At 63.2% G+C, this 24088-nt stretch carries 27 protein-coding genes; 15 read left to right on the top strand and 12 right to left on the bottom strand.

Going from position 1 to position 24088, the window contains the following annotated elements:
- The 4 genes from G471_RS16510 to G471_RS0103100 all read right to left on the bottom strand — a co-directional run bounded on the left by G471_RS16510 (position 1) and on the right by G471_RS0103100 (position 1872).
- Positions 1–291, bottom strand: a complete 291-nt coding sequence (locus tag G471_RS16510) for a YqjK family protein (RefSeq protein WP_043420651.1) — start codon at positions 289–291, stop codon at positions 1–3.
- The gene (locus G471_RS0103110) at positions 288–692 is read right to left on the bottom strand and encodes a phage holin family protein (protein WP_028994045.1); all 405 of its coding nucleotides are present in this window, start codon (positions 690–692) and stop codon (positions 288–290) included. The genes G471_RS16510 and G471_RS0103110 overlap by 4 nt, the downstream gene beginning before the upstream one ends.
- 4 nt (positions 693–696) lie before the next feature.
- On the bottom strand, positions 697–1011 hold the full coding sequence (locus G471_RS0103105; protein WP_028994044.1) for an ElaB/YgaM/YqjD family protein: 315 nt from the start codon (positions 1009–1011) through the stop codon (positions 697–699).
- 63 nt (positions 1012–1074) lie between these two features.
- Positions 1075–1872: an exodeoxyribonuclease III gene (locus G471_RS0103100; protein WP_028994043.1), complete on the bottom strand. Its 798-nt coding sequence runs from the start codon at positions 1870–1872 to the stop codon at positions 1075–1077.
- A gap of 42 nt (positions 1873–1914) precedes the next feature.
- Here G471_RS0103100 and pyrE point away from each other — a divergent pair, with 42 nt between their 5' ends.
- Both pyrE and G471_RS16505 read left to right on the top strand, forming a co-directional pair.
- The gene (gene pyrE, locus G471_RS0103095; RefSeq protein ID WP_028994042.1) at positions 1915–2556 is read left to right on the top strand and encodes an orotate phosphoribosyltransferase; all 642 of its coding nucleotides are present in this window, start codon (positions 1915–1917) and stop codon (positions 2554–2556) included.
- The gene (locus G471_RS16505; RefSeq protein WP_157272434.1) at positions 2549–3181 is read left to right on the top strand and encodes a hypothetical protein; all 633 of its coding nucleotides are present in this window, start codon (positions 2549–2551) and stop codon (positions 3179–3181) included. The genes pyrE and G471_RS16505 overlap by 8 nt, the downstream gene beginning before the upstream one ends.
- Here G471_RS16505 and gatB read toward each other — a convergent pair.
- Genes gatB through gatC form a run of 4 tightly spaced genes read right to left on the bottom strand, consistent with a single transcriptional unit; the run spans position 3178 to position 6905 of the window.
- Positions 3178–4629: an Asp-tRNA(Asn)/Glu-tRNA(Gln) amidotransferase subunit GatB gene (gene gatB / locus G471_RS0103085; RefSeq protein WP_028994041.1), complete on the bottom strand. Its 1452-nt coding sequence runs from the start codon at positions 4627–4629 to the stop codon at positions 3178–3180. The genes G471_RS16505 and gatB overlap by 4 nt on opposite strands.
- 12 nt (positions 4630–4641) lie before the next feature.
- Positions 4642–5163: a hypothetical protein gene (locus G471_RS16500; protein WP_051295237.1), complete on the bottom strand. Its 522-nt coding sequence runs from the start codon at positions 5161–5163 to the stop codon at positions 4642–4644.
- Positions 5164–6621, bottom strand: a complete 1458-nt coding sequence (gatA, locus tag G471_RS0103075) for an Asp-tRNA(Asn)/Glu-tRNA(Gln) amidotransferase subunit GatA (protein WP_028994040.1) — start codon at positions 6619–6621, stop codon at positions 5164–5166.
- Positions 6618–6905: an Asp-tRNA(Asn)/Glu-tRNA(Gln) amidotransferase subunit GatC gene (gatC, locus tag G471_RS0103070; RefSeq protein WP_028994039.1), complete on the bottom strand. Its 288-nt coding sequence runs from the start codon at positions 6903–6905 to the stop codon at positions 6618–6620. Before gatC ends, gatA begins: the two co-directional genes overlap by 4 nt.
- 104 nt (positions 6906–7009) lie before the next feature.
- On the opposite strand from gatC, the gene G471_RS0103065 reads away from it, so the two are divergent.
- Genes G471_RS0103065 through G471_RS0103040 form a run of 6 tightly spaced genes read left to right on the top strand, consistent with a single transcriptional unit; the run spans position 7010 to position 13476 of the window.
- The gene (locus G471_RS0103065; RefSeq protein ID WP_028994038.1) at positions 7010–8053 is read left to right on the top strand and encodes a rod shape-determining protein; all 1044 of its coding nucleotides are present in this window, start codon (positions 7010–7012) and stop codon (positions 8051–8053) included.
- Positions 8054–8086: 33 nt separating this feature from the next.
- Positions 8087–9001, top strand: coding sequence for a rod shape-determining protein MreC (mreC, locus tag G471_RS0103060; protein ID WP_028994037.1), 915 nt, complete (start codon positions 8087–8089; stop codon positions 8999–9001).
- Complete coding sequence (gene mreD / locus G471_RS0103055) at positions 9001–9522, top strand: rod shape-determining protein MreD (protein ID WP_028994036.1); 522 nt, start codon at positions 9001–9003, stop codon at positions 9520–9522. Before mreC ends, mreD begins: the two co-directional genes overlap by 1 nt.
- A gap of 12 nt (positions 9523–9534) precedes the next feature.
- The gene (gene mrdA, locus G471_RS0103050) at positions 9535–11466 is read left to right on the top strand and encodes a penicillin-binding protein 2 (protein WP_028994035.1); all 1932 of its coding nucleotides are present in this window, start codon (positions 9535–9537) and stop codon (positions 11464–11466) included.
- Positions 11453–12556, top strand: coding sequence for a rod shape-determining protein RodA (rodA, locus tag G471_RS0103045; protein ID WP_028994034.1), 1104 nt, complete (start codon positions 11453–11455; stop codon positions 12554–12556). The genes mrdA and rodA overlap by 14 nt, the downstream gene beginning before the upstream one ends.
- Positions 12553–13476, top strand: a complete 924-nt coding sequence (locus tag G471_RS0103040) for a septal ring lytic transglycosylase RlpA family protein (RefSeq protein WP_028994033.1) — start codon at positions 12553–12555, stop codon at positions 13474–13476. Before rodA ends, G471_RS0103040 begins: the two co-directional genes overlap by 4 nt.
- Positions 13477–13481: 5 nt before the next feature.
- Here G471_RS0103040 and G471_RS0103035 read toward each other — a convergent pair whose 3' ends face one another.
- A complete protein-coding gene (locus G471_RS0103035) occupies positions 13482–14384 on the bottom strand; it encodes a response regulator (RefSeq protein ID WP_028994032.1) in 903 nt (300 codons plus the stop codon).
- A 125-nt stretch (positions 14385–14509) separates the two neighbouring features.
- Here G471_RS0103035 and ubiU point away from each other — a divergent pair, with 125 nt between their 5' ends.
- The 3 genes from ubiU to ubiT are packed head-to-tail and all read left to right on the top strand — an operon-like array spanning position 14510 to position 16871.
- Positions 14510–15517 carry a ubiquinone anaerobic biosynthesis protein UbiU gene (gene ubiU, locus G471_RS0103030; RefSeq protein WP_028994031.1) on the top strand — a complete coding sequence of 336 codons (1008 nt, stop codon included), beginning with the start codon at positions 14510–14512 and terminating at the stop codon, positions 15515–15517.
- A 2-nt stretch (positions 15518–15519) separates the two neighbouring features.
- Positions 15520–16422, top strand: a complete 903-nt coding sequence (locus G471_RS0103025; protein WP_028994030.1) for a U32 family peptidase — start codon at positions 15520–15522, stop codon at positions 16420–16422.
- Positions 16419–16871 (top strand): ubiquinone anaerobic biosynthesis accessory factor UbiT, encoded by a 453-nt coding sequence (gene ubiT, locus G471_RS0103020; RefSeq protein WP_028994029.1) that lies wholly within the window; start codon positions 16419–16421, stop codon positions 16869–16871. The genes G471_RS0103025 and ubiT overlap by 4 nt, the downstream gene beginning before the upstream one ends.
- A gap of 42 nt (positions 16872–16913) precedes the next feature.
- Here the strand turns inward: ubiT and G471_RS0103015 are convergent, their stop codons facing one another.
- From G471_RS0103015 to G471_RS0103005, 3 genes are all read right to left on the bottom strand, one after another.
- Positions 16914–17576: a YiaD family glycine zipper/OmpA-like lipoprotein gene (locus G471_RS0103015; RefSeq protein ID WP_028994028.1), complete on the bottom strand. Its 663-nt coding sequence runs from the start codon at positions 17574–17576 to the stop codon at positions 16914–16916.
- A 153-nt stretch (positions 17577–17729) separates the two neighbouring features.
- A complete protein-coding gene (locus G471_RS0103010; RefSeq protein ID WP_028994027.1) occupies positions 17730–19565 on the bottom strand; it encodes a PHA/PHB synthase family protein in 1836 nt (611 codons plus the stop codon).
- Positions 19566–19581: 16 nt separating this feature from the next.
- The gene (locus G471_RS0103005; RefSeq protein ID WP_028994026.1) at positions 19582–20622 is read right to left on the bottom strand and encodes an MBL fold metallo-hydrolase; all 1041 of its coding nucleotides are present in this window, start codon (positions 20620–20622) and stop codon (positions 19582–19584) included.
- A gap of 96 nt (positions 20623–20718) precedes the next feature.
- On the opposite strand from G471_RS0103005, the gene G471_RS0103000 reads away from it, so the two are divergent.
- The 4 genes from G471_RS0103000 to can all read left to right on the top strand — a co-directional run bounded on the left by G471_RS0103000 (position 20719) and on the right by can (position 24059).
- On the top strand, positions 20719–21108 hold the full coding sequence (locus tag G471_RS0103000; RefSeq protein ID WP_028994025.1) for a MerR family transcriptional regulator: 390 nt from the start codon (positions 20719–20721) through the stop codon (positions 21106–21108).
- A gap of 53 nt (positions 21109–21161) precedes the next feature.
- Positions 21162–21638: a PaaI family thioesterase gene (locus G471_RS0102995; RefSeq protein ID WP_028994024.1), complete on the top strand. Its 477-nt coding sequence runs from the start codon at positions 21162–21164 to the stop codon at positions 21636–21638.
- Positions 21635–22807, top strand: a complete 1173-nt coding sequence (locus G471_RS0102990; protein ID WP_028994023.1) for an isovaleryl-CoA dehydrogenase — start codon at positions 21635–21637, stop codon at positions 22805–22807. Before G471_RS0102995 ends, G471_RS0102990 begins: the two co-directional genes overlap by 4 nt.
- A 109-nt stretch (positions 22808–22916) precedes the next feature.
- On the top strand, positions 22917–24059 hold the full coding sequence (gene can / locus G471_RS0102985) for a carbonate dehydratase (RefSeq protein ID WP_028994022.1): 1143 nt from the start codon (positions 22917–22919) through the stop codon (positions 24057–24059).
- Positions 24060–24088: the final 29 nt, after the last annotated feature.

The following is a 24088-nucleotide window of genomic DNA, read 5'->3' as shown; positions in this document are numbered from 1 at the left end:
CTAGAGGCGCGACAGGGTGTTGCGCATCGCCCGCCAGCCACGCCAGACGAAGAAGCCGCGCTGGGCCCAACGCAAGGCCCGCCGGGGACGCACAACGACAGCGCCGGCAACGGCGGCGCCAACCGCCAGCGGATGCTGCTTGAGCCAGTCGACGCCGCGCAAGACGACGTCACCGGCGGAGAAAACGCCGCTCAGGGCCTCGGCCTCGCGCGCCAGCGTCTGCCGCTGGCCGGCGATGCGAACGCCGAGCGCACCGCGCCGGGCGGCAAGTTCGAGCAGTTTTTCGTTCATTCGCGCGTACTGCCGCGCAATTGCGCGATGTCGGCGTCCAGTTCGGCCAGACTGCTACGGAACAGACGGCTCGGTGCCTTGGCCTGCTGCCGTAGCGACAGCACCAGCACGGCGGCGCCGACGAAGAACAGCGCAGCGAACAGGCCGAAAACCACTACCCGCTGTTCCCAGAAGGCCAGCGCCAGGCTGAACACGGCCATGATAACCCCGAGCGCGATCAGGAATGCCGCGCCGATGGCCTTGGCCCACATCGCGATCAGGCGATATTTCTCTTCCTCGATCTCGACGGCGAGCAATTCCGCCCGCGTCCTGCCGATCGACAGGAGCGTCGCGAAAATGTTCTTCAGCGCGGCGAAGAGTCCCGGGCGCCCGGCGTCTTCGGGCGGCAACTGGGCCGACATCCGCTTAGCGGCGGCCGATCAGCACACCCAGGGCGACACCGACGATGGCGGCAACGCCGACGGCCTTCCACGGCTCGTCATGGACGAAATCGTCGGTGGCACGGGCGGCAGCCTTGGTCTTGTCGATAACGACATGTTCGAGATCGACGATGCGTTCCTTGGCATCGCGCAAGCGTACCGTCAGGCGTTCGCGCAGTTCGCCGACCTTTTCGCCGGCCACACCGGTGGTGGCACGCAGCAGTTCTTCGGTATCGGCAATCACGACCTTCAGGTCGGAAACCAGCTTGTCCTTGTTGGCGGCGGTCATTTGTTCTGACATTTTGTAACCTCGTCTGCGAGCGGTTGTTCAGGGATTACAGGTTAGCCCTTCCGGCAGCGTAAATCAATTCGCATTGGTCGCCAGAAGATAGTCGTAGTCGATGATCAGCGGGGCATGGTCGGAAAAGCGGCTGTCCTTGTAGATCGACGCCTGCCTGGCCGTCGCCGCCACCCCGGGGGTGGCGATCTGGTAATCGATGCGCCAACCGACGTTGTTCGCCCAGGCCTGCCCGCGATTGCTCCACCAGGTGTAGGCCTCGGCGGTCGCTTCGGGATGAAGCTGGCGATAGACGTCGACCCAGCCCAGCTCGTCGAACACCCGGGTCAGCCAGGCGCGCTCTTCCGGCAGGAAACCCGAGTTTTTCTGATTCGACTTCCAGTTTTTCAGATCGATTTCCTTGTGCGCGATATTCCAGTCGCCACACAGCACGATTTCCCGGCCTTCGGCGCGCAACGCCTGCATCTTGGGCAGGAAGACATCGAGAAAGCGAAACTTCGCTTCCTGGCGCTCCGGCGAGGAAGAACCGGACGGCAGATAAAGCGAGATCACCGACAGATTGCCGAAATCGGCGCGCAGATAACGGCCTTCGGCGTCGAATTCGCCGCCATCGAACCCCTCGATCACACTCACCGGCGCCGACCGACTCCAGACGCCAACACCGCTGTAGCCTTTTTTCTCGGCATGGTGATACGCAGCGTGCATGCCATCAGGCGCCCGCATCTCGGCAATCAGATCAGCCGCCTGGGCTTTCAGTTCCTGCAGACAGACGATGTCGGCCTGCTGCTGTTGCAGCCAGGGCAGCAGGTTTTTGCTCCAGGCCGAGCGGATGCCATTGAGGTTCAGGGAGATGATGCGTAACATTGCATTAATACCGGTCGTTTTCCAGACTGGAACTGGAGATTTATGGATTTTCGTCAGGATTTCATCGAGTTCGCCCTGAAATGCGAGGTGCTGCGTTTCGGCGAATTCAAGACCAAGGCCGGGCGGCTGTCGCCCTACTTCTTCAATGCCGGCCTGTTCAACGATGGCGCGTCCCTCGGGCGTCTCGCCGGATTCTACGCGAAAGCCGCCAAGGCTGGCAGCGTCGACTTCGACATGCTGTTTGGCCCGGCCTACAAGGGCATTCCGCTGGTCGCCGCAATCGCCATCGCCTTGGCCACCGAAGGCAGCAACTATCCTTTCGCCTTCAATCGCAAGGAAGCCAAGGATCATGGAGAGGGCGGCACCATCGTTGGCGCCCCGCTGAGCGGCCGCGTGCTGATTGTCGACGACGTGATTTCGGCCGGCACTTCGGTGCGCGAATCGGTCGAACTGATCCGTGCCGCCGGCGCCACGCCGGCCGGCGTCCTGATTGCCCTAGACCGCCAGGAGCGCGGCCAGGGCGAGTTGTCTGCGGTTCAGGAAGTCCAGCGCGACTACGGCATCCCGGTAGTTGCCGTCGCCGGCCTGCGCGACCTGATGACCTACCTCGAACACCATGCCGAGTTCGCCGGACACCGGGCTGCCGTCGCCGCCTACCGCGAACGCTACGGGGTCGATGTCTAGGGCCGTCGTCGCCCTCCTGTTGAGCTTGCTGGCCGCTCCGGTGTGGGCGGCGGCAGGCGAATTGTTCTGCTGTACCGAACCCGCCAGCGGTCGCCGCATCTGCGCCGACATGTTGCCGCAACAATGTCGCGGCCTGGCCTACCGGGTTTTCGACCGGGCCGGCAACCCGATCCGCGACGTCGCCGCACCGCTGACCCCGGAACAGAAAGCGGCCGCTGCCGCCGAAGCGCAACGCAAGAAAGAAGAAGAGGAAAAACGCCTCGAACAGCGGCGCATCGACCAGGCGCTGCTGACCACCTATGCCACGGCCGAAGACATCGACATGGCCCAGCGCAAAGCGGAAGGCGATGTCCAGCTGACCATCCAGACGGCCACGGCCAAGATCACCGACTTGCAGAAATCGCAACGCAAGCTGGCCGAAGAAGCCGAGTTCTACAAACGCAAGGCGATGCCGCCCGAACTCGACACCAAGCTGCGCACCGTCGGCCACGAAATCCGCCTGCAGCAGGAGCTGATCCAGGTCAAGCGCAAGGAACTGGAAGCCATCCGCAGCAAATACGACAGCGACCGCCAGCGTTACTTCCAGCTGACCGGGCGCTCAAGCGCCCAGCCCGTCGAACCTTAAGCCTCCAGCTTCTTCTTCAGCAGTTCGTTGACCTGCTGCGGATTGGCCTTACCCTTCGCGGCCTTCATCACCTGACCGACCAGCGCGTTGAACGCCTTTTCCTTGCCGGCGCGATATTCGGCGACATTGGCCGCATTAGCCGCGAGCACCTCGTCAACCAACGCTTCGATGGCACCGCTGTCGGTAATCTGCTTCAGGCCCTGCTTGTCGATGACCTCGTCGGCACTCGCGCCCTCGCCATTCCACAGCGCTTCGAAAACCTTCTTGGCGATGTTGTTGGAGATGGTGTTGTCGGCGATGCGCGCCACCAGGCCGCCGAGTTGCTGCGGGGAGACCGGTGACTGGGCAATCTCCAGGCCGTCCTTGTTCAGGCGGGCAGCAAGATCGACCATGACCCAGTTGGCACAGGGCTTGGCCGCGCCCTGCCCGGCAACACCTACGGTCGCCTCGTAGAAATCGGCGATTTCCTGGCTGGCGGTCAGCGTCGTCGCATCGTAGGCGGACAAGCCGAACTGGTCCATGAAACGCTGACGCTTCTGCACCGGCAGTTCGGGCAATTCACCCTTGACCCGCGCGATCCAGTCATCGGTGATGGCCAGCGGCAGCAGATCCGGGTCGGGGAAATAACGGTAGTCGTGTGCGTCTTCCTTGGTCCGCATGGTGCGCGTCTCACCGCTGTCCGGATCGAACAACACGGTTGCCTGCTGGATGGCGCGGCCTTCCTCGATCTCGTTGATCTGCCACTGGACTTCGTAGTCGATGGCCTCCTTGAGGAAACGGAAGGAGTTCAGGTTCTTGATCTCGCGGCGGGTACCGAAGGGCGCACCGGGACGACGCACGGAAACGTTGGCGTCGCAGCGGAACGAACCCTCCTGCATGTTGCCGTCGCAGATGCCGATCCAGCGCACCAGCGCGTGCAGGGCACGGGCGTAGGCGACGGCCTCGTCGGACGAGCGCATGTCGGGCTCGGTGACGATTTCGAGCAGCGGCGTGCCGGCACGATTGAGGTCGATGCCTGACTTGCCGTGGAAATCCTCGTGCAGCGATTTGCCGGCATCTTCTTCAAGATGGGCGCGGGTCAGGTTGACCGTCTTTTCGTAAGCCTTGTCGCCGCTGCCAACCTGGACGGTAATCGCGCCACCCTGCACCACCGGCAGTTCGAACTGGCTGATCTGGTAGCCCTTGGGCAGGTCGGGGTAGAAGTAATTCTTGCGCGCAAACACCGACTTCGGCGCAACGTGGGCGCCGATGGCCAGGCCGAAGCGGATCGCACATTCGACGGCCTGACGGTTGAGCACCGGCAGCACGCCGGGCAGGGCCAAGTCGACCGCGCAGGCCTGGGTGTTCGGTGCAGCGCCGAAGGCAGTCGAAGCGCCCGAGAAAATTTTCGAGACGGTCGCCAGTTGTGCGTGCGTCTCGATGCCGATGACAACTTCCCATTGATTCATGGTTTCATCCGTTCAATGACAGCGCCCGGTCTTCGCGTCGACGACGACCGGCCACAGATAATCGAAAGCCTTGCCTTCGCAGGATTGCTGGCAACTGTTGAAGGCGATGGTGACTTCCTTGCCCTGTTCCCACATGCGCACGGTGCAAGCGCTTTCCTTCTTGTGCCGGAGCAGGACCTGCGGCAGCTTCGCGTCCTGCGCGAAGTCCTTGATGTTGAAGTTGCAGACACCGCGCCCCTTCATGCTGACCTGAGCATCGAAGCTCTTGACCTCGGCCTCCTTGACCAGCAGGTTGAGCCGGGTGACGGTACCTATCGCATCACGGTGAGAGCAGCGCGAGCGGACGTTGAGCGGCCGGGTCGGCTGCGGCTTCAGGTTGCGGTTGGCCAGGTACTTCAAGGTCGAGTTCTTGAATTTCGGCGTCTCCTCGGCCACCGGCGGCGCCGGTTCCGGCACCGGCTCGGGCGCCGGCGGCGGCGAGGCACAAGCTGCCAGCAGGGCGGCGCCGATCAGCGCGAATATGGTGCTGCGCATTTACTCGATGCCCTGAGGACGCCGCTGATGCCAGTCGGTCGCCTGCTGGTAGCGGTGTGCGACGTTGAGCAGGCGGGCCTCGTCGAAGTAATTGCCGATCAGTTGCAGGCCGACCGGCAGGCCGCCGGCGAAACCGCAAGGCAGGGCCATGCCGGGCAGGCCGGCGAGGTTGACGGCGATGGTGTAGATGTCGGAGAGGTACATCTGCACCGGGTCGGCAGACTTTTCGCCAAGCTTGAACGCGGTCGTCGGCGAAGTCGGCCCGAGGATCACGTCGCAGGACTTGAAGGCGTCGACGAAATCGTTGGCGATCAGCCGGCGGATACGCTGCGCCTGCAGGTAGTAGGCGTCGTAGTAGCCGTGCGAGAGGACGTAGGTGCCGATCAGGATGCGGCGCTTGACCTCTTCGCCGAAACCCTGCGCCCGCGTCTTCATGTACATGTCGTCGAGGTTGCCGTAGTCCGGCGCGCGGTAGCCGTAGCGGACGCCGTCGAAACGGCTCAGGTTCGAGCTTGCCTCGGCCGGCGCAATGACGTAGTAGGCCGGCACCGAGAGGTGCGAGTTGGGCAGCGAGACGTCGACGATGGTCGCACCGAGCCGGCGGTATTCGTTGATCGCTTCCTGCACTGCGGCCATCACCCCGGCGTCGCAACCGGCAGCGAAGAACTCCTTGGGCAGGCCGATGCGCAGGCCGGCCAGCGGTTGCTCGAGGCTGCGCGTGTAATCCTCGGCCGGGCGCTCGAGCGAGGTCGAATCGCGCGCGTCGAAACCGGCCATGGTGTTGAGCAGCAGCGCGCAATCCTCGGCGGTGGCGCCCATCGGGCCGCCCTGATCAAGCGACGAGGCGTAGGCGATCATGCCGTAGCGCGAGACGACGCCGTAGGTCGGCTTGAGGCCGGTCAGGTTGCACAGCGCCGCCGGCTGGCGGATCGAGCCGCCGGTGTCGGTACCGGTCGCCGCCGGCGCCAGGCGGGCGGCGATCGCCGCCGCCGAACCGCCGGATGAACCGCCGGGAACGCGCGTACGGTCCCAGGGGTTCTTCACCGGGCCGAAGAACGAGGTCTCGTTCGACGAGCCCATGGCGAACTCGTCCATGTTGGTCTTGCCCAGCGACACCAGACCGGCATCGCGATGCATTTTTTCGATCACCGTCGCGTCGTAGGGCGCAACGAAGTCGGCGAGCATCTTCGAGCCGCAGGTGGTGCGCCAGCCTTCTGCGCAGAAGATGTCCTTCTGGGCGATGGGAATGCCGGTCAGCGGTCCGGCCGTTCCGGCAGCTATGCGGGCATCGGCCGCAGCGGCCATGGCCAGCGTTTTTTCGCGGTCGACGGTGACGAAGGCGTTGATGTCGGGGTTCAGACGCTCGATCCGGTCGAGAAACAGCGTGCTCAGTTCGACGCTGGAGACTTCCTTGGCTGCCAGGGCCTGCGACAGTTGCTTGAGTGTCTTGTCGATCATTCGATCACCTTCGGCACGAGATAGAGACCGGCCTCGGTTTCCGGCGCGACGGCCTGGTAGGCGGCGCGCCGGTCGGCCTCGCTGACGGCGTCGGGACGCAGGCGTTGCGAGACGTCCTGCGCGTGCGCCATCGGCTCGACACCGGTGGTGTCGACGGCCTGCATCTGCTCGATCAGTTCGAAGATGCCGTTGAGATGACCCTGGGTGGTCAGGGCCTCGGATTCGCTGACCTCGATGCGGGCGAGATGGGCAATCCGTTTAACCTGTTCTGGAGTAAGCGACATGGCTTGAAAAAGACTTTTTGCGGCGCACAAAGTCTTAAAAACGAAAGCGTTGTAAGGTATCATAAAAGCTTTACCTACCGCATCCCCCGCGCGGAGCTCAACAGATGTTCGGATTCCTCTCCAAGTATTTTTCCAACGACCTCGCCATCGACCTCGGCACGGCCAATACGCTGATTTACGTGCGTGGCCGCTCGATCGTCCTCGATGAGCCTTCGGTCGTTGCGATCCGCCTCGAAGGCGGCCCCAACGCCAAGAAAACCATCCAGGCCGTCGGCAAGGAGGCCAAGGAAATGCTTGGCAAGGCCCCCGGCAGCATCACCGTCATCCGGCCGATGAAGGATGGCGTGATCGCCGACTTCACCGTCACCGAGCAGATGCTCAAGCAGTTCATCAAGAAGGCGCACGATTCCAAGCTGTTCTCGCCGAGCCCGCGGATCATCATCTGCGTGCCGTCCGGCTCGACCCAGGTCGAACGCCGCGCGATCCGCGAATCGGCCCTCGGCGCCGGCGCCAGCCAGGTGTACCTGATCGAGGAACCGATGGCTGCCGCCATCGGCGCCGGCCTGCCGGTTTCCGACGCGACCGGCTCAATGGTCGTCGACATCGGCGGCGGCACTACCGAAGTCGGTGTCATCTCGCTCGGCGGCATGGTCTATGCCGGTTCGGTGCGCGTCGGCGGCGACAAGCTCGACGAAGCGATCATCAACTACATCAGCCGCAACTACGGCATGATGATCGGCGAAAACACCGCCGAAAATATCAAGAAGACCATCGGCTCGGCCTTCCCCGGCGCCGAAGTCAAGGAAATGGAAGTCTCCGGCATCAACAAGGCCGAAGGCATCCCGCGCAAGTTCACGATCTCGTCGAACGAAATCCTCGAAGCGCTGACCGACCCGCTCAACCAGATCATTTCCGCCGTCAAGTCGGCGCTGGAAAAGACGCCGCCGGAACTCGGCGCCGACATCGCCGAAAAGGGCATGGTCCTGACCGGCGGTGGCGCCCTGTTGCGCGATCTCGACCGCCTGCTGATGGAAGAGACCGGCCTGCCGGTGATCGTCGCCGACGAGCCGCTGACCTGCGTCGCTCGCGGCTGCGGCATGGCGCTGGAAAAGATGGACAAGCTGGGCAGCATTTTTGCCTCGGATTAACGCGTCGACCGCAAGCCTGCAGGATTGATCGCGATGGCTGGCACCGACCACGCTCCACCGCCTTTCTTCAAGCGAGGGCCAGCACCGCTGGCCCTTCTGACTTTCTATGTCGCGATCTCGCTGGCGCTGTTCGTCGTCGACCTGCGACTGAAAAGCCTCGACCTGCTGCGCCAGAGCATTGCCCTGGTCACCGACCCGATCCAGCGCATCGCCCAGACGCCGGGCAGCCTGGTCGACAACGCACTCGGCTACCTGCGCGGGCTGGACGACTTGCTTGAGGAAAACACCGGCCTCAAGCAAACGCAGCTGCAGACCGCACCGAACTTGCAGCGCCTGGAACACCTGGAGAAGGAAAACGAGCGCCTGCGCAAGCTGCTGGCGGTCAAGGAGCGGGAAAAAGCCAAGGGCGAAGTGGCCCAGATCATGTACACGGCCCGCGACCCCTTCTCGCACAAGATCATCGTGGACAAGGGGCAGCAATCCGGCATCGTTGCCGGCCAACCGGCCATCGACGAATCCGGGGTGGTCGGCCAGGTCACCCGGACCTTCCCGTTCTCGTCGGAAATCACTCTGATCACCGACAAGGACCAGACGGTGCCTGTCCAGGTGGTTCGTACCGGCCAGCGCTCGGTGGTTTTCGGCCTGGGCAAAGGACGACTCGAATTGCGCTACATCCCGGCCAACGCCGACATCCAGGAAGGCGACCTGCTGGTCACCTCAGGGCTCGACGGCATCTACCTACCCGGCTTTCCGGTTGCCCGTGTGGTCAGCATCGAGCGCGAACACTCCTACGCCTTCGCCCGCATCCTGTGCGCACCTGTAGCCGCCGTCGAGAATTTCGGCGAAGTCCTGGTCCTCTCGCCACGCCAGCCGCAAGCCCCCCGCCCACCCGACGCAACCGGGCGTAGCGGCAACACGGGCACCCCCGTCAAGGCGGGAGCAAACTGATGCAGCCAACCTTCTCCTCATCGCGCATCCTGCTACCGGTCCGGCCCTGGTTCATCGCCTTCAGCCTGCTCACCGCCCTGCTGCTGAATTTCCTGCCAACCGCTCAATGGCCCGGCATCCCTGATTGGGTTGCACTGGTGCTGTGCTTCTGGAGCATCCGCGAACCGCGTCGCGTCGGCATGGGTTGGGCCTTCGTCCTCGGCCTGATGATGGATGTCGCCGACGGCGCCGCGCTCGGCCAGCATTGCCTGGCTTACGTCCTGCTGGCCTACATCGCCGCCAGCCAGTCCCGGCGTATCCTGTGGTTCCCGCTGGCCCAGCAGGCCTTGCAGGTGCTGCCCATGCTGCTGGCTAGCCAGTTCATCCAGCTCGCCATGCGCATGCTGGCCGGCGCCGATTTCCCGGGGTGGGGGTTCCTGATCGGTCCGCTGATCGCCACCTTCCTGTGGATTCCCGCCACCTTCCTGCTACTGCTGCCGCAATATCAGCCGGTCGAGCGGGACGAAAACCGTCCGCTCTGACCGCCGTCGGCAATGAACGACTTCCATCACAGCGAACAGGACTCGGATCGCTTCCGCAACCGCCTGGTCATCGCCGGCAGCTTCGTGCTGCTGTGTTTTGCCCTGCTCTTCGGCCGCTTTTTCTATCTGCAGGTGCTGCAGCACGAGTACTACGCGACGCGCGCCGAAAGCAATCGCATCTCGCTGGTCCCGGTGATGCCCAACCGTGGCAATATCGAAGACCGTAACGGGGTCATCCTGGCGCGCAACTACTCGGCGTTCACGCTTGAAATCACCCCATCAAAAACCCTGGGCCTCGAAGAAACCATCGACCAGCTGGGCGAGATCGTCGAAATCCAGCTCAAGGACAGGCGACGCTTCAAACGCCTGCTCGAGGAGTCGAAAAACTTCGAATCCATTCCCATCCGTACCCGCCTGACCGACGAGGAAGTCGCCCGCTTTGCCGCCCATCGCTATCGCTTCCCTGGCGTCGAGGTCAAGGCCAGGCTGTTCCGCCAGTATCCGGAAAACTCGCTGGCCGCGCATGCGATCGGCTACATCAGCCGGATCAACACCAAGGACAAGGAGATGATCGAGGCCAGCGGGCATGGCGCGAACTACAAGGGCACCGAGCATATCGGCAAGATCGGCCTGGAAGCGCATTACGAATTCGAACTGCACGGCACCGCCGGTTACGAACAGGTCGAAGTCGATGCCGGCGGCCGTGCCGTGCGCGTCCTCTCGCAAACGCCGCCGACCCCCGGCAACAATCTGAAGCTGACGCTGGATGCCGAGTTGCAGCGGGTTGCCGAGCAGGCCTTTGGTGGTCGCCGCGGCTCGCTGGCCGCCATCGACCCCAGCAACGGCGCCGTGCTTGCCCTGGTTTCCTCGCCCGCCTTCGACCCCAACCTGTTTGTCGACGGCATCCGCTTCGACGACTGGGATGAGCTGAACAATCATCCGGACAAACCCCTGCTCAACCGCGCCATCTACAGTACCTATCCGCCGGGTTCGACCTTCAAGCCGCTGATGGCACTGGGCGCACTGACCACGGGCAAACGCACCCCCGGCCAGGCCATCGCCGACCCCGGCTTCTTCAATTTCGGCAACCGTCGTTTCATGGACGACAAGGTCGGCGGTCACGGCATGGTCGACATGCACAAGTCCATCGTCGTCTCGTGCAATACCTATTACTACGTCCTGGCCAACGATATGGGCATCGACAACATCGCCCGCTTCATGGGCGACCTCGGCCTCGGCCGACGGACGGAAATCGACATTCCCGGCGAGGCGACCGGCATCCTGCCGTCACCCGAATGGAAGCAGCGCCGCTTCAAGAAACGCGAACAGCAGAAATGGTATCCCGGGGAGACCATCTCGATCGGCATCGGCCAGGGATACAACGCCTATTCGACCCTGCACATGGCGCATGCTCTGGCCAACGTACTCAATTATGGCCAGGTTTTCCGGCCGCACCTGGTCCATTCGATCACCAACCCGACCACCGGCGAGGTGCGCATGGTCGAACCGCAGCCGATCCGCCAGATTGCACTCAAGCGCGAACATGTCGACGTAATCAAGCGCGGCATGGCCGGGGTCGTCAAGGAAGGTACCGGTGCCCGCGTCTTCGCCGGCGCCGCCTATGATTCCGGCGGCAAGACCGGAACCGCCCAGGTCTTCAGCCTGAAAAGCGGCCAGAAATATGTTGCCGGCCAGGTTCGCGAACGCCTGCGCGACCACTCCTGGTACGTCGCCTTTGCCCCGGTGGACAACCCGAAGATCGTCGTCGCCGTGATGGTCGAAAACGGCGGTTTCGGTGCCCAATCGGCGGCACCAATCACCCGCCAGTTGTTCGACTACCACCTGACCGGCAAGCGCCCGGGCGGCCCGGCACCGGAAGTCGACAGCCCGGATGAAGAGGAAGCCATCGACCTGATTCAGGAGAGCACCGATGAAGCTCATTAAGCGCATCATCCAGAACATCCTGGCCCACCTCGACATGCCGCTCTTCCTGATCGTCATGGCGCTGATGGGCATCGGCCTGATGACCATCTATTCGGCAACCGCCAGCGACGGCTTCTGGAAACTGGACAAGCAGTTGATCAACATCGCTGCATCGACCGTCGTCATGCTGGTCGTCGCCCGGACGCCACCCCAGACCTTGATGCGCTTTGCCGTCCCGCTCTATGTACTCGGCGTCGTCCTGCTGATCGGTGTCGCCCTGTTCGGCATCGTGGTCAATGGCTCGCGCCGCTGGATTTCGCTCGGCGTGGCGCGCATCCAGCCGTCCGAAATCATGAAGATCGCCATGCCGCTGATGCTGGCCTGGTATTTCCACAAGCATGAGTCGATGCTGCGTGCCCGGCATTTCGCCGTTGCCACGGCGATTCTACTGATCCCTATCGCCCTGGTGCTCAAGCAGCCTGACCTCGGCACCTCGCTGCTGATCGGCGCCGCCGGCTTCTTCGTCATCTTCTTCGCTGGCCTGCCGTGGAAGATCATGCTCGGCCTGGGGGCTGCCGCCGGCGCCGCCATGCCTTTTGCCTGGAACATGCTGCACGACTACCAGCGACGGCGCGTACTGACCTTGCTCGACCCGACCTCGGACCCGCTTGGCGCCGGCTATCACATCATCCAGTCGACCATCGCCATCGGCTCGGGCGGCGGCTTCGGCAAGGGTTACCTGAACGGCACCCAGACCCACCTGGAATTCATCCCGGAAAAACACACGGACTTCATCTTCGCCGTCTTTTCCGAGGAATGGGGCCTGCTCGGCAACGGTATCCTGCTGATCCTGTTCACGCTGCTGATCGGCCGCGGGCTGATGATCGCCGCCGCTGCGCCGACCATGTTCTCGCGCCTGCTGGCTGCGGCCCTGACCCTGGTCTTCTTCATCTACGCCTTCGTCAACATGGGCATGGTCTCGGGTATCCTGCCGGTGGTCGGCGTCCCGCTGCCCTTCATCAGCTACGGCGGCACCGCGCTGCTGACCCTGATGCTCGGCGTCGGCATCCTGATGAGCATCCATACCCACCGCATGCTGGTAAAGAAATGACCGCTTCCCTTCGCCTGCTGGCCCCCCTGACTTTCACCCTGTTGCTCGCCGCCTGCGGCAGTCAGCCGGAGCGGCCGGCCAGCAGCGCGCCGGCGACCCCGAGCGCTGGTACCAGCCGCCCGGCACCCCCGCCGCCGGTTGCCACCCCGCGCGGCGGCGGTTATTACAAGGATGACGGCCCGGCCAGCGAGATTCCGGACAACCTGGACCAGATCCCCGACGCGGTACCGCGCTGGGAGCCGCTGCACCGGCCGGCACTGCGGCCGTACGAAGTATTCGGCAAACGCTACGAGCCAAACACCTCGGTCCGCCCGTACAAGGCCCGTGGCCTGGCCAGCTGGTACGGCAAGAAATTCCACGGTCAGAAAACCTCGATCGGCGAACCCTACGACATGTTCGCCATGACCGCCGCTCACCCGACGCTGGCCCTGCCGTCGTATGCCCGCGTCACCAATCTGCAGAACGGGCGCTCGGTCGTCGTTCGCGTCATCGATCGCGGCCCCTTCCACGCCGGACGCATCATCGACCTCTCCTATACCGCCGCGCACAAACTGGACATCATCCGCAACGGCAGCGCCCAGGTCGAAGTCGAGGCCATCGTCCCGACCGGCAGCAGCACCAGCTACGCCCAGGTGGCACCGCCGCCGCAGCCGGCAGTCAGCCCGCCGGTAGTGGAAAACGCTCTGCCGGCAGGGGTTTACCTGCAGCTCGGCGCCTTCGCCAATGCCGACAACGCCGACAACCTGAAGCGCCATCTGGTCGGCGAACTCGACTGGGTCAGGGAAGAAATGCACATCGTCCGGGCCAACGGCCTGCACCGTCTGCAGCTCGGCCCCTATGCCTCACGCCCGGCAGCCGAAAATATCGCCGAACGCATCCGCAACGCACTCGGCTACAAGCCAACCATCGTCCTGCGCTAAGAACCTCAGGGACGTGGTGACAGAATGACGCGGGCGGTCACGATGTTGCCGCGGCCTTCGTATTCAAGACTGGAAAAACTGGTCAGCCGCGCCATCGCGATACCGCGCCCGTTGGGATCAAAAGCCCGCTCGGGGTCGAAATCGAGGAATTTCTGCCAGTCGAAGCCCTCACCTTCATCGGTGATGCGGAAACTGATCGCCTCGGTACTGCATGTCACCTGGATCGTCGCCCGCCGACCACTGAACGGTGCAATGTTGAGCCGGCGGCGGATTTCTGCCTCCCAGTCGCCATCCCACTTGAGCAGCGATTTTTCACGATAGGTGATACCCAGGTTACCGTGCTCGACGGCGTTGAGCATCAGGTCCGACAGGCCCGGCGCGACGCGGTCCGGATCCGGGCACAGGGCGGCCAGGACCGGCACCAGACAGGAGACTTCCTCCAGCGTGGCAAAACCGTACTCGGCGCCGACCAGCAGCTTCTGCGCTTCCTCGAGGCGGGCCGCCCGGGTGCGCAACGAAGCCCGGGCCCGCCGGTCGTCAAGGGCAGCACGGACGATGGAAATCAGCGCTTCCGGTGCATACGGCTTGGTCAGGTAGTAGTAAGCCCCGGCCTCCAGCCCCTCGCGCACCTGCTCCGGTGCCGAGGCGGCCGTCTGCATGATCACCGGCACGTCTTCGAAACGGTGGTCGGCCTTGATCCGGCGCAACAGTTCGATACCGTCCATGCCGGGCATCATCCGGTCGAGCACGACCAGCGAGAAATCGCTGCCCGGCTCGGCCAGTCGCTGCCAGGCCTGCAGCGGATCGCTGAACAACTCGAGAGCCAGCTTTTCCTGCTCGAGAAAATCCTCGATCAGCATCAGGTTGATGGCTTCGTCGTCGACAACGAGAACGTGATTCTGGGACATGGATGCTGAATGCCGATGCAGGAATGTTGCCGGAATCCTAGCACGAGCCAGGGCTTTGATGAGGATCAATGGCTGGCCCGGCGCACTGGCTATACTTTCCCCCTTCTCCGGAATGAATGTTTCTCATGCCCACCTTGCCCGATCTCGTTTGCCCCGCTGGTAGCCTGCCGGCGCTCAAGGCAGCCGTGGATAATGGCGCCGACGCCGTCTATCTCGGATTCAAGAACGATACCAATGCGCGTAATTTCGCCGGTCTGAACTTCGACCAGAAAGGCATGAGCGACGGTATCCGCTACGCCCACGGCAAAGGCCGCGAAATCCTGCTGGCGATCAACACTTTCCCGCAGGCCGGACGCACCGCCGACTGGCACAAGGCGGTCGATGCCGCCGTCGACCTCGGCGTCGATGCGATCATCCTGGCCGACGTCGGCCTGCTCGATTACGCCACCCGCCGTCATCCGCAACAGCGCCTGCACCTGTCGGTCCAAGGGTCGGCGACCAGTTACGAGGCGATCAATTTCTGCCAGCGCGAATTCAACATCCGGCGCGCCGTCCTGCCGCGCGTGCTGACGCTGGCCCAGGTCGAGCATGTGATCCGGAACACCTCGGTGGAAATCGAAGTCTTCGGTTTTGGCAGCCTGTGCGTGATGAACGAGGGTCGCTGCTGGCTGTCGTCGTACGCCTGCGGCGAGTCGCCGAATACCGTCGGCGCCTGCTCGCCGGCCAAGTACGTCAAATGGGACAAGCAGCCCGGCGCCATGGAGACCCGGCTCAACGGCATCCTCATCGACCGCTTCGGCGACGACGAACCGGCCGGTTATCCGACGCTGTGCAAGGGCCGCTTCGACGTCCAGGGCGAAACCTATTACGCGCTCGAGGAGCCGACCAGCCTCAACGTCCTCTCCATCCTGCCCGACATCCTCAAGATCGGCGTGCGCGCGATCAAGGTCGAAGGCCGGCAGCGCAGCCCGACCTATGTCACCCAGGTGACCCGCACCTTGCGCGCCGCACTTGATGCCCTGCGCGATGGCGACGCGCGCTACCACGTCAAGCCGGCCTGGCAGAGCGAACTGGCCAAGGTTTCCGAAGGCAGCCAGGCGACGCTCGGCGCCTACAACCGGCCGTGGAGATAAGCATGAAACTGTCGCTCGGCCCCCTGCTCTACTTCTGGCCCAAGGCCGAAGTCATGGCCTTTTACGCGGAAATGGCCGAAAACCCGGCCCTCGATGTCATCCATGTCGGTGAAGTGGTCTGTTCCCGGCGCCAGCAGTTGCGCACCAGCGACTGGATCGGCCTGGCCCGCGACCTGACCGACGCCGGCAAGGAAGTCATCGTTTCGGCGCAGGCCCTGCTCGAATCGGAGAGTGACCTGAAGGCCCTCCGCCGCCTGGTCGACGACGCAGGCTGCAAGGTCGAAGCCAACGACCTCGGCGCGGTCAATCTCGTCTGCGGCAAGCCCTTTGTCGCCGGGCCGCACCTCAACATCTACAACGAGGAAACGCTGGCCACCTTCGCCCGCTACGGCATGTGCCGCTGGGTACCGCCGCTGGAAGCCTCGCGCCAGATGATCGAGCACCTGCATCGTTACCGGCCGGCCGGCGTCGAGACTGAGGTCTTCGCCTTCGGCAAACTGCCGCTGGCCTTTTCGGCACGCTGCTTCACCGCCCGTCATTACGACCTGAACAAGGACGATTGCCAGTTCAAGTGCCTCGACCATGAGGAAGGACTGACCCTGCGCACTCGCGAAGGCCAGGAATTCCTGACCATCAACGGGATCCAGACGATGTCGGCGCAGACCTACAGCCTGCTCGGCGACATGCCGGCGCTGCGCGAGATCGGCATCGACATTATCCGCCTCAGCCCACAGAAGAAGCACATGGCCGAAATCATCGCTGCCTTTGCCGCCGCCGGAAGCGGACAAGTCACCGCGCCCGACACCTCGACCTGGAGCGAAAGCGGCCTGGTCAACGGCTACTGGCACGGCGACGCCGGTATTGCGGTACATTCCGCCAACGAACTTCCCGGAGTCACCGCATGAGCCCGAACTTCGTCATTCCCCGTTTCCGCCTGCCGGCCTTCATCGCCCGCTTCGGCCACAAGCTGCCGCAATGGCCGCATACGCTGGCCCTGGTCGGCACACTGAACGCCGCCCTCAAACTCAAACTGCTGCCCGAAAGCGAACTGGCGGCACTGGAAGACAAGCTGTTCCGCGTCCGCGTCCTCGATACCGGCGGCGAAGCCAACTATACCTTCCGCAACGGCATGTTCCGCCCGGTTTTCCAGGCCCAGCGCGAACCCGACCTGGCGTTCGCCGCCAACCTGTCGGCCTTCCTGCAGTTGCTCGCCCGCCAGGAAGACCCGGACACGCTGTTTTTCAACCGCGAACTGGAAATCACCGGCGACACCGAGCTCGGGCTGATCGTCAAGAACATGCTCGACGCCATCGAATTGCCGGCCTTGCCGCAACTCCCCCTGCCCGGACGTTGACAAGCCCGCACTCGGCGGGCTTGGCTGGGGGTAGACGCGGAATCAGTTAGCGCTGGTTTCGGCGATGAAAATCTCGACCCGGCGGTTCATCGCCCGTCCCTGGGCGGTGGCATTGTCGGCAATCGGTTCACGCGAACCACGACCATCGATGGCGATCCGCGACGAGGCGACACCGCGCGGTGCCAAGTAATCGCGCACGGCCGCCGCCCGATTCACCGACAGCGGGTTATTGACCGCATCGGAGCCAACACTGTCGGTATGGCCGATGATGGTCACCCGGGTCACCGGATGCTGGGTCAGCCCCTGAGCCAGCTTGTCGAGGACCGGACGCAAGGACGGCTTGATGTCGTAACGACCGGAATCGAAGGAAACATCGCTGGGAATCTCCAGCTTCAGGCGATTATCGGCCGTCTGCGTGACGTCGATGCCGGTGCCGGCAGTCGCCTGCTCCATCGCTGCTTTCTGTTCCTGCATCCGCTTCGACCACAGGTAACCACCACCGGCGCCGATAGCCGCACCGGCAGCAGCACCGATCAGCGCTCCTTCACCACGATCCGAGCGGTTCGAAGTTGCCGCGCCGAGAACCGCCCCGGCGACGGCTCCTATCGCCGCACCGGTACCGGTGTGGCGCTGGGTTTCATCCATGTTGGCGCAACCCGTGAGGACCAGGCTGGCTGCACTGAGCATCAGTATCGTATTTTTCATTGTTCTCTCCTTGCTTGTTCGACGAGTGACCAGTTCAGATTAGCACGCACCGCAGACAGGCATAACGGAGATATGTAACAAATGGCAAACGCCTTTTCACAATGAAAAAAGGGAGGGCCGCAGCCCTCCCCATGATCTCGGCAGAAATGCCGGTCAGTCCTTCTTCTGGGTGTCCAGACGGAACTTGACGTAGCTGCCCGGGGCCGGTTCGATGACCTTGAGCGCACCGGCTTCCGGCTGACGGGCCGGCACCTTGGCCGAGCCGCCCGGCAGGCTGGTCACCCACTCATGCCAGTGCGTCCACCACGAACCGGCATTCTGGGTGGCACCGGCCAGGAACTCTTCCGGGCTTTCCGGCAGGTTGCCGTCGGTCGCGTCATTGGTCCAGTAGCCGTATTTGTTGGCCGCCGGCGGATTGACGATGCCGGCGATGTGGCCGGAGCCGCCGAGCACGAACTTGGTCTTGCCGGAAGGCAGGCGGGCGCCCATGTAGGTGCTCTTCCAGGGGGCGATGTGGTCTTCGATCGTGGAGATGAAGTAGCACGGGGTCTTGACCTTGGAGAGGTCGATCTTGACGCCGCCCAGGGTGATGCCACCGGGCTCCTTGAGCAGGTTGGCCAGGTACATGTTGCGCAGGTAGAAGCTGTGCATCGCTGCCGGCATGCGCGTCGAATCCGAGTTCCAGTACAGCAGGTCAAACGGGAACGGATCCTTGCCCATCAGGTAGTTATTGACCACGAAGGACCAGATCAGGTCGTTGGCGCGCAGCATGTTGAAGGTGCCGGCCATTTCCGAACCTTCGAGGAAGCCGCGTTCGGCCATCTTCTTTTCCAGTCCGGCAACCGCGCCTTCATCGAGGAAGACACCGAGTTCGCCCGGCTCGGAGAAGTCGAGCATGGTCGTGAAGAAGGTTGCCGAGTTGGCGCGCTTGTCCTTCTTGGCGGTCATGTAGGCCAGCGTGGTCATGGTCAGCGTACCGCCCAGGCAGTAGCCGGCCAGGTTGACGCTGTCTTCGCCGGTGTGGGCGCAGACCTGGTTGATCGCTTCCAGCGAACCTTCGAGCAGGTAGTTCTCGAAGGACTTCTGCGCCAGCTTCTCGTCCGGGTTGACCCAGGACATGATGAAGGTGGTGTGGCCCTGGCTGGTCGCCCAGTTGACCATGGAGTTCTTCTCGCGCAGGTCGAGGATGTAGTACTTATTGATCCACGGCGGCACGATCAGGAAGGGCTTCTTGTACTGGTCCGGGGTCTTCGGATCGTACTGGATCAACTGGAACAGTTCGTTCTGGAAGACCACCTTGCCCGGCGTCGTGGCAACGTTCTTGCCCATTTCGAAGGCCGAGGTGTCGGTCATCCGGATGCGCAGCTGGCCATCGCCGGCCTCGACGTCGTGCAGCAGGTTGTTCAGGCCCTTGATCAGGTTCTGACCGTGGCTCTTGACCGTTTCGCGGAAGACTTCCGGATTGGTCATGGCGAAGTTCGACGGCGACAGCGCGTCGATGTACTGACGGGTGAAGAAATTCACCTTCTGCTGGGTCGCGTCATCCAGGCCATCGGTATCGGCCACCGTGTCATGAATGTGACGAGCGGCGATGAGGTAGGACTGCTTCATGAAGTCGAACAGGAAATGCTGTTCCCATTCCTCGTCCTTGAAGCGATTGTCGCCCTTCTTCGGCGCGGCCACCGGGGCGGCGCCCGGCATGCCCATCATCTTCATCATGGAACCCTGCCACAGCGAGAAGTAGTCCCACATCATGTTCATCTGGGTCTGCGCCAGCTTGTACGGGTTGGCCATCAGCCGCGCCGACAGGTCCATGAAGGCCTTGGCCACGCCGAGTTCGTCGGCCGGCGCCTCGACCCCGTCCTTGGCCTTCTTTTCCATGTACTGGGTGATGATGCGCGAGGCGCGCTGTGCCACCTCGGCATAGGTCTTGGCCATTTCGGCCGGATTGGGCAGGTTCAGGCCCTGGTCTTCGGTTTGCTGCGACATCTTGAAACTCCCTCTGTCAGTGCGCGGCGGGTTGGTGCTGCAACCGCGAATAGCGAATCACCCCGTCGGCGTCGATGCTGCGTGACAGCCGACCGGCTTGTTCCAGATAGTTCAGGTGGGCAATTGCTTCGCCCATCGCGAACATCGTTTGGTGTGTATCGAGCACCCGACCAAACAACACGTCGAGCAACCCGGCTGCGCTCTGCGGCGCGTGTTCACAGCTGTTCTCAAGCGCATGCAATCGTTCTTCGTGGTGCGCATGCAATGCACCCACCCGTGCCTGCACCCCGGTGAAGGGCAGACCGTGTGATGGTAAAACCAGGGTTTGCGGCAGAACTTCCTCAGCCATCCGGTCCAGCGACGCCAGATACCAACGCAGGGCGTCGGCGTCCGGCGTTGCCGCAAAAACGCTGATGTTGGTGGAAATTCTTGGCAACAACATGTCTCCGGAAATTAACACGCCAAGTTCAGCACAGTAAAGCGCCAGATGCTCCGGCGCATGACCATAACCGATGATTGTTTGCCAGGTGTGACAGCCAATCCGGATCGCATCGCCGGCCTTGATCCGCCGATAGTGTTCCGGCAAGCCGGGCACCGCCTTGCGATAGCCCGATCCACGCTTCTCGAAACGGGCCAGATGCTCGCCATCGAGGCCGTGCTGACGGAACTGTTCGACCATGAAACGCGCGCCGTGGCCAGCAACTTCATTCCACACGACATGGGCGGTCAGAAACTCGCCGGAGGTCATCCACAGCTCGGCACCGGTCTCGGCCAGCAGCCAGGTCGCCAGTCCGAGGTGATCGGGATGGAAGTGGGTGACGATCAGGCGTGTCACCGGCCCGTCGAGGCGGTCGAGGATGGCGCGCCAGGTTTCGCGCACGGCATCGTCGGGGAAACCGGTATCGACGATGGTCCAGCCGTCGCCGTCGCGCATCAGCCACAGGTTGATGTGGTCGAGCTGGAACGGGAGCGGCATGCGCAGCCAGAAAATGCCGGGCGCGACTTCGCGCACTTCCCCGGCGGCGGGAATCTCTGTGAAGGGATAATCGAGGGACATGCTGTTCCGTTTCGTTTTTTGTACAAGTTACCATACGGTAGCGGATTGAAAAAAGCCCCGTCATCTGCTTAACTTCGCGGCAATCTTGGAGACATCATGAGCCAGCCGGCCACTTTCAGCATTTCCGACCTTGCCCGGGAATTCGCCATCACCCCGCGCACCATCCGCTTCTGGGAAGACCAGGGCATCCTCGCCCCGCAGCGCGAGGGCCAGAAACGCATCTTCACCCGCCGCGACCGGGCCCGCCTGAAAATGGCCCTGCGCGGCAAACGCCTGGGCCTGAGCCTGGCCGAGATCAAGGACCTGATCGGCATGTACAACTCGACCGAGGACGAGACGCCGCAACTGATGGAATGCCTGCGCGTCATGTCCAAGCGGCGGGAAGCCCTGGAACAGCAGCGCGAGGACATCGAAGCGATGCTCGCCGAAATCGGCCAGTTCGAACAGCAGTGCGAAAAGGAACTGACGCGCAGGAAAAACGCGTGATTTTTTTTGCCGATTGGTTTACGTTAACGTCAACGTAAGATAAATCGACTGCCATGCACAAGCCTACCGACCCCGATTTCGCTGCCCGCGTCCTCGCCAGTTTCCAGCGCCAGAGCGCGATGGCGCTGATCCGCGCGGCGCTGCCGCGAATCGAATACGGCATCACGGAAATCCACGTGCCCCACTGGGACGGGATCGAACAGCAGCACGGCTACGTGCACGGCGGTGTCGTCGGCATGATTGCCGATTCGGCTGCCGGCTATGCGGCAATGACCACGGTACCGGCCAGCGCCTCGGTGCTGACCGTCGAATACAAGATGAACCTGCTCGCCCCGGCCGACGGTGAAAAACTGATCGCCCGCGGCCAGGTCGTCCGTTCCGGCCGCACGCTGATCGTTACCCAGGCCGAAGTCTTCGCCGTCAATGACGGTAAAGAAACCCTGTGTGCGCTGATGCAGCAGACGATCATGGCGATGCACGGCAAAGCGGACAGCAAGACAAGCAACAACAAACTGGAGACAAACCAATGAACATTCCCAGCCTCGACTTCGCCCTCGGCGAAGACATCAACCTGCTGCGCGACGCCGTCAAGGCGTTTGCCGACGCCGAGATTGCCCCGCGCGCAGCGGAAATCGACCGGGTCAACGAATTCCCCGCCGACCTGTGGCGGAAATTCGGCGACATGGGCCTGCTCGGCATGACTGCCGGCGAGGAGTACGGCGGCACCAACATGGGCTACCTGGCGCACATCGTCGCGCTCGAGGAAATCTCGCGCGCCTCGGCCTCGGTCGGCCTGTCCTACGGCGCCCACTCCAACCTGTGCGTCAACCAGATCCGCCGCAACGGCAGCGAAGCGCAGAAGCAGAAATACCTGCCCAAGCTGATTTCCGGCGAACACGTCGGCGCGCTGGCGATGTCCGAGCCGAATGCCGGTTCCGATGTCGTCTCGATGAAACTGCGCGCCGAGAAGAAGGGCGACCGCTACGTGTTGAACGGCGCCAAGATGTGGATCACCAACGGCGGCGACGCCGACACTCTGGTTGTCTACGCCAAGACCGATCCGGCGGCCGGTGCCAAGGGCATGACCGCCTTCATCGTCGAGAAGGGCATGAAGGGCTTTTCCCACGGCACCCATCTCGACAAGCTGGGCATGCGCGGCTCCAACACCTTCCCGCTGTTCTTCGACGACTGCGAAGTACCGGAAGAGAACGTGCTCGGCGGCGTCGGCAACGGCACCAAGGTACTGATGTCCGGTCTCGACTACGAGCGCGCCGTGCTTTGCGGCGGCCCGCTCGGCATCATGGCCGCCTGCATGGACGTGGTCGTGCCCTACCTGCACGAACGCAAGCAATTCGGCCAGCCGATCGGCGACTTCCAGCTGATGCAGGGCAAGGTTGCCGACCTGTACTCGACCTGGCAGGCCACCCGCGCCTACGTTTATGCCGTCGGTCGCGCCTGCGACAGCAGCGATCATTCGCGCACGCTGCGCAAGGACGCCGCCGGCGCCATCCTCTACTCCGCCGAAAAGGCGACCTGGATGGCTGGCGAGGCAATCCAGACGCTGGGCGGGGTCGGCTACACCAACGAGTACCCGACCGGCCGCTTGTGGCGCGATGCGAAACTCTACGAGATCGGTGCCGGCACCTCGGAAATCCGCCGCATGCTGATCGGTCGCGAACTGATGGCGGAGACACGCTGAATTCATAATTACAGGCACAGGTAGAATGCGCGATTGTCCCTGGCCACCCCAGGGACAACGTAAAAATGCGGAGCGGTATCCCGCCTTCGCCTACCAGGAGCCACACAGCATGAAGATCACCCTGCGCACGCTTTCCGCCGCCGACACCGAGGCCATCGAACAGGTCCGCCAGTATTTCCGCAATTACGCGGGCTGGCTGGGCGTCGATCTCTCGTACCAGAATTTCGACCAGGAAATGGCCTCGCTGCCCGGCGCCTACGCGGCCCCGGCAGGCCGCCTGTTCTTCGCCGAAGTCAACGGCCAGCCGGCCGGCTGCGTCGGGGTGCGTCCTTTCTCCGAAGGCGTTTGCGAAATGAAGCGCCTCTACGTCGATCCCGAGCGGCGCGGCCTCGGCGTCGGCCGGGCGCTGGCACTGGCGGCGATCAAGGCAGCCAAGGAAATCGGCTATAAGCGCCTGCTGCTCGACACCATGCCGAACATGCGCATGGCCGTGAAGCTCTACCGCGAACTCGGCTTCAACGAAGTCCCGGCCTATTACCCGACGCCGGTCGAGAACACCATCTTTCTGGCGCTCGACCTCGACAACTGGTCGGAAGAGGAAAACTGCAACGAGAACCTCTGCCACCTGTTCGACTACAACCGCGCCTGGGCCCGCCAGATGCGCGAAATCGATCCCGGCTATTTCGACAAGTTGGCCGACCTGCAGACGCCGGAATTCCTGTGGATCGGCTGTTCCGATTCGCGCGTACCGGCCAACCAGATCGTCGGCCTGCTGCCGGGCGAGGTCTTCGTCCATCGCAACGTCGCCAACGTCGTCGTGCACACCGACCTCAACTGCCTGTCGGTGATCCAGTATGCGGTCGACGTGCTCAAGGTCAAACACATCATGGTCGTCGGCCACTACGGCTGCGGCGGCGTGCTGGCGGCGCTCAACCGCGCCCGTGTCGGCGTCGTCGACCTGTGGCTGCGCCATGTGCACGACGTGCACAACAAGCACCTCGCCGCCGTCGATTCGCTGCCGCCGGAAAAACGCCACGACCGTCTGTGCGAACTCAACGTCCTCGAACAGGTGGTCAACGTCTGCCACAACCCGGTCGTCCAGGATGCCTGGCAGCGCGGCCAGAAACTGACCGTGCACGGCTGGATCTACGGTCTCAAGGACGGTCACATGCACGACCTCGGCATCACCATCGACACCCCGACCGACCTGCCGACCCGTTACGAGGCAGCGTTACTGGCACTCGACGTCTGAGCCCCCTTTTAACCCCATTCCCATAACAA

The sequence above is a fragment of the Azonexus hydrophilus DSM 23864 genome (genome assembly GCF_000429605.1).
In the GTDB taxonomy this organism is placed as follows: Bacteria; Pseudomonadota; Gammaproteobacteria; order Burkholderiales; family Rhodocyclaceae; genus Azonexus; species Azonexus hydrophilus.
The sequence above is the reverse complement of the archived record's forward strand: the minus strand, read 5'-3'. Positions and strand labels throughout refer to the sequence as shown.